Raw genomic sequence first — 13,524 nt, 5'->3', positions numbered from 1 at the left:
ATCCGGAGAAAATGCTCAATCGATGAGGATTGTATAAAATATTCATTACGGCTAGTATTTCGCCAAGGCGGTCGATTAGCAGGGCTGTGCCGTCCTCAAGCGCCTCTGCGGCCAGCGTGAAGGCATTTCCGACTATCCGGCAAACTTCTTGAAGGAATCGTAATGAGCGACAACATCTTCACCGGTACCATCCCGGCCCTCATGACGCCATGCACGACCGACCGCACCCCTGACTTCGACGCACTCGTGCGCAAAGGTAAGGAACTGGTCGAAGCGGGCATGAGCGCGGTGGTCTACTGCGGCTCGATGGGAGACTGGCCTCTGCTGTCCGAAGCTCAGCGTCAGGAAGGTGTGGCTCGCCTGGTTGCGGCTGGCATCCCGACCATCGTCGGCACGGGTGCGGTCAATTCGAAGGAAGCCGTGTCACATGCCGCGCATGCTGCCAAGGTAGGCGCACAGGGCTTGATGGTGATCCCGCGTGTGCTGTCGCGCGGCTCCTCGCCTGCCGCCCAAAAAGCTCACTTCGCGGCGATTCTCGAAGCCGCTCCCAAGCTGCCCGCTGTTATCTACAACAGCCCGTATTACGGCTTTGCGACCCGTGCTGACCTGTTCTTCGAACTGCGTCGCCAGTACCCGAACCTCGTTGGATTCAAGGAATTCGGCGGCGCTGCAGATATGCGCTATGCGGCTGAGCACATCACGTCGCAGGACGAAAACGTCACGCTGATGGCGGGCGTGGACACCCATGTGTTCCACGGCTTTGTCAATTGCGGTGCGACGGGCGCGATCACCGGCATCGGCAATGCGTTGCCGAAGGAAGTCTTGCATCTCGTGGCGCTGTGCAATAAGGCTCGCAAGGGCAACGTGACCGCTCGTCGGCAGGCAAAGGAACTGGAATCGGCTCTCAACGTCCTTTCGTCGTTCGACGAAGGCACCGACCTCGTCCTTTACTACAAATATCTGATGGTGCTCAACGGCGACAAGGAGTACACGCTGCATTTCAACGAGACCGATGTGTTGAGCGACTCGCAGCGCCGTTACGCGGAAGAACAGTACAAGCTGTTTCGCACATGGTACGCGGCCTGGTTGAAAGAAAACCAGGCTTAAGTGATGGCCGCTTGCGAGCTGCCCAAGTGGGCAGCCTTAGGGTCGGCCACTCAGTATTGTGTCGCCACCGAATTCGCGATGTCGAAGCGTGGCGCGGTGTCCGCCGCAAGCGAGCCGAACTCACATTCTCGCAATGGTGTCAGCAGCGAGGCGCACTGGTTATGTGCGGTCTAACCAGCCGCGAACTCGATTTCGGTGTGGTCCGCCCATCGGCTGCGTCTGCTGGCAAGAGTGCAATCCGGCACGCCTGACAAATGAATGACCTCTTGCCAGAGCATCCGTTCGGTCGAACGCTGATGTTCATCGTGGCTCAGATCCTCGATCAGTCTCGCACCGGCGAAACAGCCCTCTTTTGTCCCGCCCCCGCGATGAACGCTGCTGCTCTAAATTGAGACTACGCCCTCATGGCAAATGATCTGCAAGCCGAGCCGAATCCGTGACGATACCGTTTGAGCAAACTCACTCGATATAGTAGGCCTCAGTGATATACTTTATACGATCACACGTCCATCCGACGCCGGAAGTTTCTTGCCATGAGTATCTCAGTGCCCAGCTCCCGGCTTCAAGCCATTACCGTCGCAGAACAGGCAGCCGACGCGCTTCGCCGAAAGATTATCTCGGGTGAGTTGCCGGAGGGCTATCAACTTCGACAGGACGCGCTTGCCGCAGAATTCGGCGTCAGCCGGATTCCGGTCCGGGAAGCACTCGTCCAACTGGAAGGCGAAGGGCTGGTCCGCATCGTTCCTCATAAGGGCGCCGTCGTCTCTGAGCTTTCTGTCGCTGAGATCAGCGAACTCTTCATGCTCCGCGGACTGCTCGAACCCCTCCTTCTGAAGAAGTCAGCGCCCAAGCTCACCCAAGCCGACTTCGCTGAACTCGATGCTATTCTGGCCGAATACAAACAAGAATTGCATGCGCAACACCTTTCGCGATGGGGTGAACTCAATACGCGGCTGCACGACTTGCTGATGTCCCGAGCGGAACAGCCTCGCACCCTGGCCATCGTGACCAGCCTTCTCCAGCAGACTGACCGCTACACCCGCTTGCAACTTTCGCTCAGCGCGGAAAGCTGCCGCCGTGCGGAAGAAGAACACAGCGAGCTGGTTCGTCTGTGCAAGACCGGCGACGTCCGAGGCGCCGCTGCGCTGTTGAAGCGGCACATCGACCACGCCTGCAGCGAGCTAGAGCAATTCATCCTGTCACGACGCCGCCTTTGAGCACCTGCTGCACGACGCTCACGCTTCTTCTGTTCGCAGCCGAGCGGCCCTTAGCTGCTCTCGCCGCTTCTGGATGATCTTGTCGGAACTCACATCACAGTTTTGAGTGTTGATGTGGTGCATCCACGTCTTTTATTGACGCACGATAGCTAGCTCGACGACTATGACACCACGGCGCTAATCGCACGTCCGATCTTGGCCGCCAGCCTTCAATGCGGAAACAATCACCGCATTGCCGAAATCGATACGAGCGATCAGGCAAACACTCGTGTTACCGTCCGTCACGGTAGCGTCTGGCTGCATGTCCGTCCCGAGTCGCCCACACCAGAACCACGTTCAACATCCACGACAAAAAACCCACACCGCCATGGACCAGCCCTCATGAAGGATGAAAGACTTCTGGAGATGCGAGTATTCAAAACCGTCGTGGAAACGGGCGGTTTCACCGCGGCCGCGAACGTCCTCAACGTCAGCCAGCCTTTCGTGAGTCAAAGCATTAGCAATCTGGAACGACGGCTCGGCGTGCAGTTGCTTCATCGTTCGACACGTACGATGCGTCTCACGAATGAGGGCGAACGATTCCTTCGGTCGTGCAGCGAGATTCTCGAGAGCCTGGAAGAAGCGGAAGCGCAAGTTCGATCGAGCGAACCTACGGGCAATTTGCGAGTGAGCGCGCCGCACGCTTTCGGCATGGATCAACTGGTGCCTCAGTTGCCCGGCTTTCTCGCGGCTTATCCGAAGGTGTGCGTGCACTTCTCGTTGTCGGATTCCAACGTCAATCTGATTGAAGACAATTTCGATATCGCCGTGCGCATGGGCCGCTTGCAGGATTCATCGCTGCGCAGCCGGAAATTGTGCGACCTGCAGCGCATCGTGGTCGCCTCGCCCGCCTATCTCGCCGCGCACGGCCAGCCCGTCACGCCTCAGGGCCTCACCAAGCACGCATGTCTGACGTGGGAATCGCCACGCGAGCATCTCAATCAGTGGCCGTTCATCATCAACGGCAAGCTCGAACGCGTGGCGGTGCGCGGCGGTTTCCGCAGCACGGACGGCACCACGCTATTTCAATTGTGCGTGGCAGGCGTGGGCATCATGCGGCTTGCCGAGCATCTCGCGTTGCCGGCCATCCGCCGGGGCGAACTCGTGCGGCTTTTGAGCGAATACGAGGCGAAGGACGATACCGCGATTCACATCGTCTATCTACCCGAGCGGCAGGTGGTGCCGCGCATCCGCGCCTTCATCGATTATTTCGTCGAGGCCTTCAGGACGCCACCCTGGCAGGCGGTGTAATTCCGCATTTATATGGCATCGTGATAAATCTTATTGTCCGGCGCCCGTAGATGGTCGAGGCCGGTTTCCTTATCTTAGCGGGCATGCCAACAGCCCCGATCCGGAAACAACCATGACCGTTACCGTCGAAGAACAGCAGACCGGCGCGAAACAAACCGAACTGCGCCGCACTATTTCCCATCCGTCTAATAATTCGATCTATCGGCCGAAACAGGCGGGACTGAAATTCCCCGAACTGCCCGATTTCAATTCGTTCGCGGAAGAGCGTCAGCATCGCAAGGAGCGTCTGGTCGCGGCGTGCCGCGCCTTTGCGATGCATAACTTCGACTATGGTTTCGCCGGCCATCTGACGGTGCGCGACCCCGAGTTTCCCGAGTTGTACTGGACCAACCCGATGGCCGTGCATTTCTCGCAGGTCAAGATTTCCAATCTGATTCTCGCGAATCACGCGGGCAAGGTGGTGGAAGGCGAGTATGCGTTGAATCGCGCGGGCTTCGTGCTGCACGCCGCGGTGCATGATGCGAATCCGGATATCGTCGCGATGTGCCACGCGCATACCGTCTACGGCACTGCGTTCGCGGCGCTCGGCCGCCCGCTCGACCCGATCACGCAGGACGCCGCCGCGTTCTTCGAGGACCACGTCGTCATCAAGGACGAAGCCGGCGCAGTCGCGGTCGAAGAGAAGGCAGGCCTGTCCGTTGCCGATTACTTCAAGAACGTCAAGGCCGCCATTCACCAGAATCACGGTCTCCTGACCGCGAGCCGTCACAGCATCGAAGCGGCGGCGTTCTGGTTCATCGCATTAGAGCGATGCTGCCAGCAGCAGTTGCTCGTCGAATCGACCGGCATCAAGCCCGTCATGGTGCCGGAGCACAGCTCGCGCTACAGCCGCGAGAACGTCGGCAGCGAATACATCGGCTGGCTGCATTTTCAGCCGATCTACGAGCAGCTCGTGCAGACGAACCCCGACATGTTCCACTGAGCGGCGGCGCGTAGGCCGAGAACCATCAGGACACAAGCCGGCGTGACCATGTAGCACGCCGGTGACGATTCACGGAGACAATCATGTTGAAAACCACTTACGGCGATGTCGTCGCGCATACCGATGCCGAGGATCGAACGTATGCCAAGGTGACCTGGCGGCTCATCCCCTTTCTGTTTTTATGCTATGTCTTTGCTTATCTCGATCGCGTGAACGTCGGGTTTGCGAAGCTGCAAATGCTGGCCGATCTGAAGTTCAGCGAGACCGTCTACGGCCTGGGCGCGGGCATCTTCTTCATCGGCTATTTCATCTTCGAAGTGCCGAGCAACATCGCATTGCATCGCTTCGGCGCACGCAAGTGGATCGCGCGCATCATGCTGAGCTGGGGCGTGCTGTCCGGCATGATGATCTTCGTGAAAACGCCGGCCGCGTTCTATGCGTTGCGCTTCTTTCTCGGCGTTGCGGAAGCCGGCTTCTTTCCGGGCATCATTCTTTACCTTACTTATTGGTATCCGTCGTCGCGGCGCGCGAAGATCACGGCGTTGTTCATGACCGGAATCCCCATTGCGGGCGTCATCGGCGGTCCGCTGTCGGGATGGATTCTGAACAACTTCGGCGGCGTCGGCGGGATGGCGGGATGGCGGTGGCTCTTTCTGCTGGAGGCGTTGCCTTCGATCATCGGCGGCTTCGTCGTGCTGATGTATCTCGACGACAAGATCAGCTCCGCGAAGTGGCTCAGTGCCGATGAGAAGACGCTGCTCGAGAAAGGGCTTGCAAACGAGTCGGAGCATATCGAGGTACATAGCGCGAGCGGCGCGTTCACCAATCGCCGCGTGTGGGTGCTGTGCCTGTGCTACTTCGGCATCATCATGGGGCTGTACGGCATCGGCTTCTGGCTGCCGACGCTCATCAAGGCATCCGGCGTATCGGATGCGCTCAACGTCGGTCTCCTCACGATGATTCCCTACGGCGCGGCCGCCGTCGCGATGGTGCTGCTGGGACGCAGCTCGGACCGCAGCAAGGAACGGCGCTGGCACGTCGCGCTGCCGGCGATCGTCGGCGCGGTGGGTCTCGTGGCAAGTACGCTGGTGCCGCACAACGTCGCGTTGGCGGTGGCGTCGCTCACCGTCGCGACCATCGGCATTCTCGGCGCGCTGTGTCAGTTCTGGGCGATTCCTCCCGCGTTCCTCGGCGGCGTGGCGGCAGCGGCGGGCATCGCACTGATCAATTCCGTCGGCAATCTCGCAGGCTTCGTCAGTCCTTATCTGGTCGGCTGGATCAAGGACATGACGCACAGCACCGATGTGGGCCTGTACTGTGTGGCCGGCTCGTTGATCGTTGCAGCGGCCGTCGTTCTGACGATGCCGAAAAAGGTTGCGAATCGCTAACGCCGACGTCAAGCGCTTCCTTATTTCGCTGAAATGCCCCCGGACTCACACCCGGGGGCATCGCGTCTTTTCAGGCGAAGGTTGCATGGTGCTGAATGCCTTCCGCCAAAATTTCCGTCACATTGCCGCATTTCGCCAGAGAAGATATCTGTTCATATACCGGCATGCGATGCCGCCCTGCACTGTGGCGGTAAGAACGCTCAACAGAACGACTAGCGAACGCAGCCGAATACAAACTGGCCTGTGCGTATTGTGATGAACCGTGCCTGTTCGCGAGCGAGTTGCTCCTTGATACTCGAGCACAGCCATCGAACTGAGACAAACCACCGTGACAGCACACGCCTTCTTCAACGCCAACGTTCTGCTCGCCTGGTCGGCTTACTTCGTCGGGACGGCGAGCCCTGGTCCGAGCAATCTGGCGATCATGTCTATCGCGAGCACTTCGGGAAGGCGCGCGGCGTTAGCCTTCGCGGCCGGCGTGATGTCTGGCTCCTTCTTCTGGGCGATGCTTGCCGCGCTTGGCCTTTCCGCCGCGTTGACGGCGTACTCGGGCATTCTCGTCGCAGTGAAAATTTGCGGTGGCGTCTATCTTTTGTGGCTCGCGTTCAAGTCGGGCCGCTCGGCGTGGCGTCCGCCGGTGCGCGCAGCGTCGGCCAATGCCGCAGAACCAGACGCGCGACGGCTTTATGCACGCGGCGCGCTGCTGCATCTAACCAATCCAAAAGCGATTCTCGTATGGATGTCAGTCGCCGCGCTCGGCTCATCCGCAGGTCAGGGACCCTCGCACATGTTGACCGTCGTCGCGGGTTGCCTGTGCATTGGGGTGAGCGTGTTCGGCGGCTATGCGGCGCTGTTCTCAATGGCGCCAGCGCGCCGCATCTATGCGCGCATTCAACGTTATCTCGATGCATGCCTCGCGCTCGTGTTCGGCGCAGCCGGCATTCGGTTGCTGGCATCGCGTGTTTGAACGCGCGGTGCATGCGCGAAGTCCTCGCCGCCCCGGCTCACATGCAGCAACTTTGTAGCGACGTAGTTCAGCGCCCGCCTGCGTCAGTGGACGGGTATCACAGCGTTGAAAATGAGCACCATAATCAAACCGACGACGGCGACGATCGACTGAACCACCGAAATGGTTTTCGTCGCTTCGCCCATGGTCATCCCGAAAGATTCTTTAACCATCCAGAAGCCAGCGTGATTCGCGTAGTTGAAGAAAAGGGAACCACAGCCAATCGACAATGCCAGCAACGGCAGATTCAAGGCGGGATCGGCGCCCGCCAGCGGCGCGAGCAAACCAGCCGCACCTACGATTCCTACCGTGGCGGACCCCGTCGAGACCGACAACAGCATCGCGATCAACCAGCCCAGGATCAACGGGGAAAATGCGAAGTAATGCGTTAGATGGACGATGGCATCGCCGACCTTGGCACTGGTGAGCATCTCCTGGAAGGCCCCGCCTCCTGCGATGATCATGATGATCGACGCAATGGGTTTCAGGCTATTGCCCAGTGAACTGCGCAGCTTTTCAGTGTCACCGCCTCGGACGACGACCAGGGCCATGATCGCGAACAGCACGCCCAGCAGCATTGCAATCAGTGGATTGCCGAGAAAGCTGGCCAACCGGAGTGCCGGGCTACCCTTCGCCAGCACCATTTCGGCGCCAGCGTGAATCAGCATGAGAATGGCCGGAAGCAGAGCCGCCAGCACGCCCAGACCAACGCCGGCGCGCTGCTCCTTGTCGATGGCTTGGCCAACGGTGAACTGGTCCAGCAGAGCTTGATCGGGTCTGGTGTTCATCCGCGGCGAAATGAATGCGCCATAGAGCGGACCGCCCAAGATCATCGCTGGAATGGCCGCCAGAAAACCATACAGCATCGTCGGGCCGACCGAAGTCTTAAGCGTAGCAATCGCGGTTAAAGGACCCGGATGAGGCGGCACCATGCCATGCATGGCGGCGAGCGCCGAGATAACAGGAACCCCGAGATAAACATAGGCCGAGCCTTTGAAGCGAGCGTGGCCTTCCAGCTTGCGCGCTACGCTGAAAATCAGAGGCAGCATGACCACCAGGCCCACTTCGAAGAACATCGGGATGCCCACGACAAAGGCGACGAGCGTCATGGCCCAAGGAATCATCCGGTCGGAGGAGCGTCTGAGAATAGCCTCGGCGATCTGCTCCGTGATGCCCGCATCAGCCAGAATCTTGCCGAGCATCGCGCCCAAAGCGATGACGACTCCCACCGCTCCCAATGTTTTTCCCGCGCCGTTGACTAGGTGCTTGACGATGTTTCCGGGCTCCATGCCGGTTGCGAAGCCTACGCCGATGGATACCACGAGCAAGGCGAGAAGCGGGTGCATCTTGATGCGCGACACGATGAGCGCGACGAGCACCAACACGCTGATGAGCGCGGTCAGTAACAGATCGATATCTAGACTAGTCATGGAGTGAGTTCGGGTTGGGTTGCCTGGATTGCGCGCAGCTCGATGGACCACGCTACTGCAATGCTGTCGGTGAGTTGGCGCTTAGTCGTCGAACATGTAGATGCTCGCTGGTGTGCTCGCGAGGACGACGTTGCGCTCTTCCTCGTCCGGAATCAGCGTGCGCAACAATTCCAGCGATCGAGTGAATTGTTCGGATGCCTCGAACTGCGTATGTGGCCAGTCACTACCCCACATCATGCGATGTACGCCGAAGGCGTCCTTTAGCATACCGAACGCTTTGCGCGTCTCATCGCTGACCTGGCTAGTGTCCGACCCGATCCGATACGCACCCGATATCTTTACCCAGACACGCTGCGTTTGAGACCGCTCAAGAAGACGGCGAAAACCTGGATCGCTTGCACCGAGTCGGGGATCGGGCCTGCCGAAATGATCGATGACGACATCGACTTCCGCATCCAAAAGCGGCTCGATGATGCCATCCAGCCGCGCGGCTTCCGCATGAACTTCGACATGCCATCCGAGTGTTCGAACATGAGCCAGCGTTTGCGCGCTCAACCAGTGTTCGAGCGGCTCATCCGCATGGCCGATCAGGTTCAGCCGGATTCCCGCGATGCCCGCTTCGCGCATTTCAGTCAGCGTATCAAGTTCGCAATCGCGCGGGATCACCGCAACGCCGCGCAACCTATCAGGCGCGCGACGCAGCGCATCGAGCAGATAGCCGCAATCCGTGCCGAGAAAACTCGGCTGCACCAGCACGCCGCGCGCTATCTCGTGCGCATCGAGTTGCGCTAGATAAACGTTCAGCGGCGCGTCGTAATCCGGCGCATAACGGCGATGCTGAGCGAGCGGAAGGCCGCGCCTGAAAACATGGGCATGCGTATCGATCGATGCGGTGCCGGCCTGACGGCTCACGTCTGCCCCCGACTCAATGAGCATGAATATTTCTCCATCAATGGGTCTACGCGCTCCGTCAATGCCTTTGCGCGTGAGTGAGAAGGCTTGCGTCCTCGCTATCGGGAGCAGCGTCACCCAGCACGCGGCCTCGCGTCTCCGGCAGCATCAGCACGGACACCACGACGATCGCGTAAGCCAGACCAGCATCAATGCCGATCGCCGTTCCAAGAGACATGTTCGTCGACATATGACCCACTAGCACTGGAAATCCGGCCGACACGACGCGGCCAAAGTTGTAGCAAAACCCGACGCCGGTGCCACGCATCCCGCGCGGATACAGTTCGTTGAACAGCGCACCCATGCTCGCGGGAATGCCGGCTGCAAAGAATCCCAGCGGAAAGCCGAAGAAGAGCATCGCGGTATCGCCGAGCGGAAGAAACAAATAGGCGACGACGGTGATGACGCAGCAGATCGCGAAGCTGAGAATGGTTTTTCGACGTCCGATGCGGTCCAGCAGTTGAGCACTGAGGATGCACCCGCAAAAGAACGCGACGATCACGACGGCAAGATAGCCGCCGGTGCTGAGCACGGAGAGATGGCGCTCGGTCTTCAGAAACGTCGGCAGCCAGGTCATCAGCGCGTAGTAACCGCCATGCGCGCCGACGCCGAGGAGCGCACCGATCAACGTCATGCGCAGCATGGCTGGCGAGAAGATGCCGAAGATCACATCGCGTGTGCGCTCGTCGCCATGCACGCGTGCGTCGTGCGCCGATTGCGCCGGCGCGGCCGGCTCCTGCACGCCACGTCGAACGTACAGGATCAGGAGCGCGGGAACGATGCCGATCGCGAACATCACACGCCATGCGGTGTGTGCGGGCAGCAACGAGAACATGAGCGCATAGAGCAGCACCGCTGCGCCCCAGCCGACGGCCCATGCGCTCTGCACGCTGCCCATCGCCTTGCCGCGATGCTCGTTCCGGATGGTCTCAGCCATCAGCACCGCCCCTGCCGCCCATTCTCCGCCGAAGCCGAAGCCCTGTAGCGTTTTCAGCACGAGAAACTGCGGATAGTTTTGCGCGAACGCGCACAGGAACGTGAACACGGAGAAGAACGCCACCGTCCATTGCAGCGTCCTGACGCGTCCGAACCGGTCCGACAGCATGCCCGCGATCCATCCGCCCAGCGCAGATGCGACCAGCGTGACGCCGCTGACGAGTCCCGCCTGCGTGCGGCTGATCGACCACTCGGCGATGATCGCCGGAATCACGAGGCTGAACATCTGCACGTCCAGCGAATCGAGCGCCCATCCGCCGAAACACGCCCAGAACGTCCTGCGTTCGTTGCCTGAAATTTCACTGAACCACTTGAACATGCCGTCTCCTCGTCGCCGTTCTTCGTCGAGAACAACGTGTTTCCGATCGCGCGCGATTGCTAGCGGATCTCAGCCTGGTAGATGAAAGCGCTGGCGGGACCGCGTGAGCGGCGCCATTCGAGCGGCTGTCGATCGTAGCCATACGCGAGACGCTCGATGACGACGGCCGGCGTACCGGGTTCGATCCGCAGAAGCCTCGCGTGCAGTGCGCCGAGGGCTTCCACGGTCAGAGTTTCCGTCGCGGACGCCACGATCTGGTTGCATTGCGCCTCGTACACGGGGTACAGGAGATCGCCGACTTCGCTCAGGTCCATCTGCGCGAACGCCGCAAAGCGCTTGTACGGCAACCAGATTTCTTCGGCGAGCATCGGCTCGCCGTCGATCAGCCGCAGACGCGACATCCGGATTACGCGCGCAGTGCTCGCTATCTGCAACGTCGCGGCAACCGCCGACGGTGCATCGACGACCTCGCGACGCAAGATGCGGCTCTCCGGAATGCGGCGTTCGCCTTCCCGGGTCTGGAAGCGGAAGAAGCGAAACAGGGAGCCATCGAAGTTCGCGCGGCGCACGAACGTCCCTCTGCCTTGAAAGCGCTCGAGCAAACCCTCCGCGACGAGCAGATCGACGGCCTTTCTGACGGTTCCCACCGCAAGGCCGTAGCTTTGCGCAAGCGCTTGTTCGGTTGGAATCGCCTCCCCCGGACGCCATTTGCGGGCAGCGATGAGAGCCACCATTTCATCGCGCAAGCGTTGATAACGGGGTAATCGGCTATCCGTCTGCATCTGTCGTCTCCGAGCAATTCATATATATGATTGCATGTTTGCGCGAGGAGACGGATCGGGGATAACCCTGCTGAGGGGTTTGTCTGAAGGGCGTGACGGGAGAGGCGGGCAAGGATGGACGTGGCGTCCGGATAGCCAACTACTGGAGTGATTGAACTGGCGCGGTTTCGTGCTTGGCGCGATGACGCGCGGTATGCGTGGCCTATCCGTTTGCACCTGCGTAGCGCGCGCGGTGATGAGGAGTCGGCGCATCGCTTAATGACAGAGCTCGCGAACGCTCGGCTAGGAATAGACTGCCGGTTCAGTCCGCGCTGGTCCTTGCGCACATGATTGATTGCGTTCCCGGCGAATCAATCACTGCTAGCAGAGACCGAGGGCTTGCTCTTGTTCTTAGCAAGAGTCGGTGCTTGGCAGCGAGGCGCTATGTGCACTGACTAAAGGCTCTGTTTCTGCGATGCGCCGCCATTGCGAACGAAGGCCGCCCCACGTTCACCGCAGCGCACGAGCCGGGGCAAGAGCTTAGCCAGGGCGGCGGCAACGTCCGCCCGGCCGTTCAACACTACTCGTCTAACATCAGCGAATTCGCATCTTCTCAAAGCGCAGGCGTTGTCAAAGCAGAGCCAATGACTTCGTCAGCCACCACATCCACGGCCTCTTTCACGACGCCCACGATCTCATCGACCTCAGAGCGCGTCGTGACCAGCGGCGGCGCGAAGCCAAGGATATCGCCGTGCGGCATCGCGCGCGCGATCACACCGCGCTCGAGCGCCGCGGCGGATACCTTCGGACCGACCTTCAACGCTGCATCGAACGGCTTGCGGCCTTGCTTGTCCGCCATGAATTCAAGCGCCGCCAGCATTCCCGCGCCACGCACTTCGCCGACGAGCGGATGCGAATCGAACGCTGCATGCAATTGCTGCTGGAGATAAGCGCCGACATCCGCGGCATTCTGAGCGAGATTCTCGCGCTCGAGGATATCGAGGTTCGCAAGCGCCGCTGCCGCGCATATGGGATGGCCCGAATACGTCCAGCCATGACCCATCGGACCGAACTCTTGCGAGCCCTTGTCGATCACGTCCCACACTTTCTCGCCGACGATCACACCTGACAGCGGCGCATATGCACTCGTCAGCCCTTTCGCCACCGTGATGAGGTCCGGCTTGATGCCGAAGTGCTGTGCGCCCATCTTCGAGCCGAGACGGCCAAAGCCGCACACGACTTCATCGGAGATCAACAGAATGTCGTGCTTGCGCAGCACTTGTTGAATCGCCTCCCAGTAGCCTTGCGGCGGCGTGATGATGCCGCCCGTGCCCATCACCGGTTCTGCGATGAACGCAGCGATCGTATCGGCTCCTTCCTTCGCGATCAGCTTTTCTAGCTCGTCGACGCAATGCGCCGTGAATTGCGCCTCGCTCATGCCGGCCGGCGCTTTGCGATACCAATGCGGACAAACGGTGTGCTTCACGCGATCGACCGGCAAATCGAAGTTTTGGTGAAAGCTCGGCAGGCCCGTCAAACTACCCGTCACGATGCCCGAGCCATGATAGCCGCGCTCGCGCGAAATGATCTTCTTCTTGTTGGGACGGCCGAGCACGTTGTTGTAATACCAGACGATCTTGATCTGCGTTTCGTTGGCGTCCGACCCCGACATGCCGTAGTACACCTTCTTCATGCCTTCCGGCGACCAGTCGATGATGCGCGCCGACAGTTCGATGATCGCATCCGTCGAATGGCCCACGTACGTGTGGTAATAAGCGAGCTTCTTCGCCTGTTCATAGATGGCTTCGGCCACCTCGGTACGGCCATAACCGATGTTTACGCAATACAGGCCCGCGAATGCATCGATGTAACTCTTTCCCTCATGGTCTTCAATGCGAATTCCCTTCGCGCCGGTAACGATCTTGCCTTGCAGCGCGCCGCTTGCGTGATCGTGCGCGTGCGTCGACGGGTGCATGAAATGCGCGCGGTCGTCCGCAAACAGTTGTTCGAGCGATTGGTGTTGTTGGCTCATGTGCTTCTCCTTGAATCTCGATATGAGTCTTTCATAAAGGTCTCT

At 59.9% G+C, this 13,524-nt stretch carries 11 protein-coding genes; 6 read left to right on the top strand and 5 right to left on the bottom strand.

The genetic code is table 11. From position 1 onward, the window contains the following. Window positions 1–162 precede the first annotated feature (162 nt). From AB6804_RS21770 to AB6804_RS21745, 6 genes are all read left to right on the top strand, one after another. Entirely contained in the window at window positions 163–1,107 is a 945-nt protein-coding gene (locus tag AB6804_RS21770) for a dihydrodipicolinate synthase family protein (protein WP_370888227.1), read from the top strand. A 533-nt stretch (window positions 1,108–1,640) separates the two neighbouring features. Next, window positions 1,641–2,324: a GntR family transcriptional regulator gene (locus AB6804_RS21765; RefSeq protein ID WP_370888226.1), complete on the top strand. Its 684-nt coding sequence runs from the start codon at window positions 1,641–1,643 to the stop codon at window positions 2,322–2,324. Between the two features lie 381 nt (window positions 2,325–2,705). Next, complete coding sequence (locus AB6804_RS21760) at window positions 2,706–3,614, top strand: LysR family transcriptional regulator (protein WP_035963160.1); 909 nt, start codon at window positions 2,706–2,708, stop codon at window positions 3,612–3,614. A 112-nt stretch (window positions 3,615–3,726) separates the two neighbouring features. Continuing rightward, the gene (locus AB6804_RS21755) at window positions 3,727–4,596 is read left to right on the top strand and encodes a class II aldolase/adducin family protein (protein WP_370888225.1); all 870 of its coding nucleotides are present in this window, start codon (window positions 3,727–3,729) and stop codon (window positions 4,594–4,596) included. Window positions 4,597–4,679: 83 nt separating this feature from the next. Then, window positions 4,680–5,984 (top strand): MFS transporter, encoded by a 1,305-nt coding sequence (locus tag AB6804_RS21750; RefSeq protein WP_370888224.1) that lies wholly within the window; start codon window positions 4,680–4,682, stop codon window positions 5,982–5,984. 328 nt (window positions 5,985–6,312) lie between these two features. Further along, window positions 6,313–6,951 (top strand): LysE family translocator, encoded by a 639-nt coding sequence (locus tag AB6804_RS21745; protein ID WP_370888223.1) that lies wholly within the window; start codon window positions 6,313–6,315, stop codon window positions 6,949–6,951. An 83-nt stretch (window positions 6,952–7,034) separates the two neighbouring features. Here AB6804_RS21745 and AB6804_RS21740 read toward each other — a convergent pair whose 3' ends face one another. The 5 genes from AB6804_RS21740 to AB6804_RS21720 form a co-directional block, all read right to left on the bottom strand. After that, window positions 7,035–8,420 (bottom strand): gluconate:H+ symporter, encoded by a 1,386-nt coding sequence (locus tag AB6804_RS21740; protein ID WP_370888222.1) that lies wholly within the window; start codon window positions 8,418–8,420, stop codon window positions 7,035–7,037. 81 nt (window positions 8,421–8,501) lie between these two features. Next, window positions 8,502–9,356 carry an amidohydrolase gene (locus AB6804_RS21735; protein WP_370888221.1) on the bottom strand — a complete coding sequence of 285 codons (855 nt, stop codon included), beginning with the start codon at window positions 9,354–9,356 and terminating at the stop codon, window positions 8,502–8,504. A gap of 34 nt (window positions 9,357–9,390) precedes the next feature. Beyond that, window positions 9,391–10,686 carry an MFS transporter gene (locus tag AB6804_RS21730; RefSeq protein WP_370888220.1) on the bottom strand — a complete coding sequence of 432 codons (1,296 nt, stop codon included), beginning with the start codon at window positions 10,684–10,686 and terminating at the stop codon, window positions 9,391–9,393. Window positions 10,687–10,745: 59 nt separating this feature from the next. Next, entirely contained in the window at window positions 10,746–11,468 is a 723-nt protein-coding gene (locus AB6804_RS21725; protein WP_370888219.1) for a GntR family transcriptional regulator, read from the bottom strand. 592 nt (window positions 11,469–12,060) lie between these two features. Further along, on the bottom strand, window positions 12,061–13,479 hold the full coding sequence (locus tag AB6804_RS21720) for an aspartate aminotransferase family protein (RefSeq protein ID WP_370888218.1): 1,419 nt from the start codon (window positions 13,477–13,479) through the stop codon (window positions 12,061–12,063). Window positions 13,480–13,524 lie beyond the last annotated feature (45 nt).

It is taken from the genome of Caballeronia sp. RCC_10, assembly GCF_041360715.1.
GTDB lineage: Bacteria > Pseudomonadota > Gammaproteobacteria > Burkholderiales > Burkholderiaceae > Caballeronia > Caballeronia grimmiae.
This window is presented reverse-complemented; position numbering and strand designations above follow the sequence as displayed.

Coding starts and splice junctions, on each gene's coding strand:
- AB6804_RS21770 (WP_370888227.1), top strand. CDS start 163: ATGAGCGACAACATCTTCACCGGTACCATCCCGGCCCTCATGACGCCA.
- AB6804_RS21765 (WP_370888226.1), top strand. CDS start 1,641: ATGAGTATCTCAGTGCCCAGCTCCCGGCTTCAAGCCATTACCGTCGCA.
- AB6804_RS21760 (WP_035963160.1), top strand. CDS start 2,706: ATGAAGGATGAAAGACTTCTGGAGATGCGAGTATTCAAAACCGTCGTG.
- AB6804_RS21755 (WP_370888225.1), top strand. CDS start 3,727: ATGACCGTTACCGTCGAAGAACAGCAGACCGGCGCGAAACAAACCGAA.
- AB6804_RS21750 (WP_370888224.1), top strand. CDS start 4,680: ATGTTGAAAACCACTTACGGCGATGTCGTCGCGCATACCGATGCCGAG.
- AB6804_RS21740 (WP_370888222.1), bottom strand. CDS start 8,420: ATGACTAGTCTAGATATCGATCTGTTACTGACCGCGCTCATCAGCGTG.
- AB6804_RS21735 (WP_370888221.1), bottom strand. CDS start 9,356: ATGCTCATTGAGTCGGGGGCAGACGTGAGCCGTCAGGCCGGCACCGCA.
- AB6804_RS21730 (WP_370888220.1), bottom strand. CDS start 10,686: ATGTTCAAGTGGTTCAGTGAAATTTCAGGCAACGAACGCAGGACGTTC.
- AB6804_RS21725 (WP_370888219.1), bottom strand. CDS start 11,468: ATGCAGACGGATAGCCGATTACCCCGTTATCAACGCTTGCGCGATGAA.
- AB6804_RS21720 (WP_370888218.1), bottom strand. CDS start 13,479: ATGAGCCAACAACACCAATCGCTCGAACAACTGTTTGCGGACGACCGC.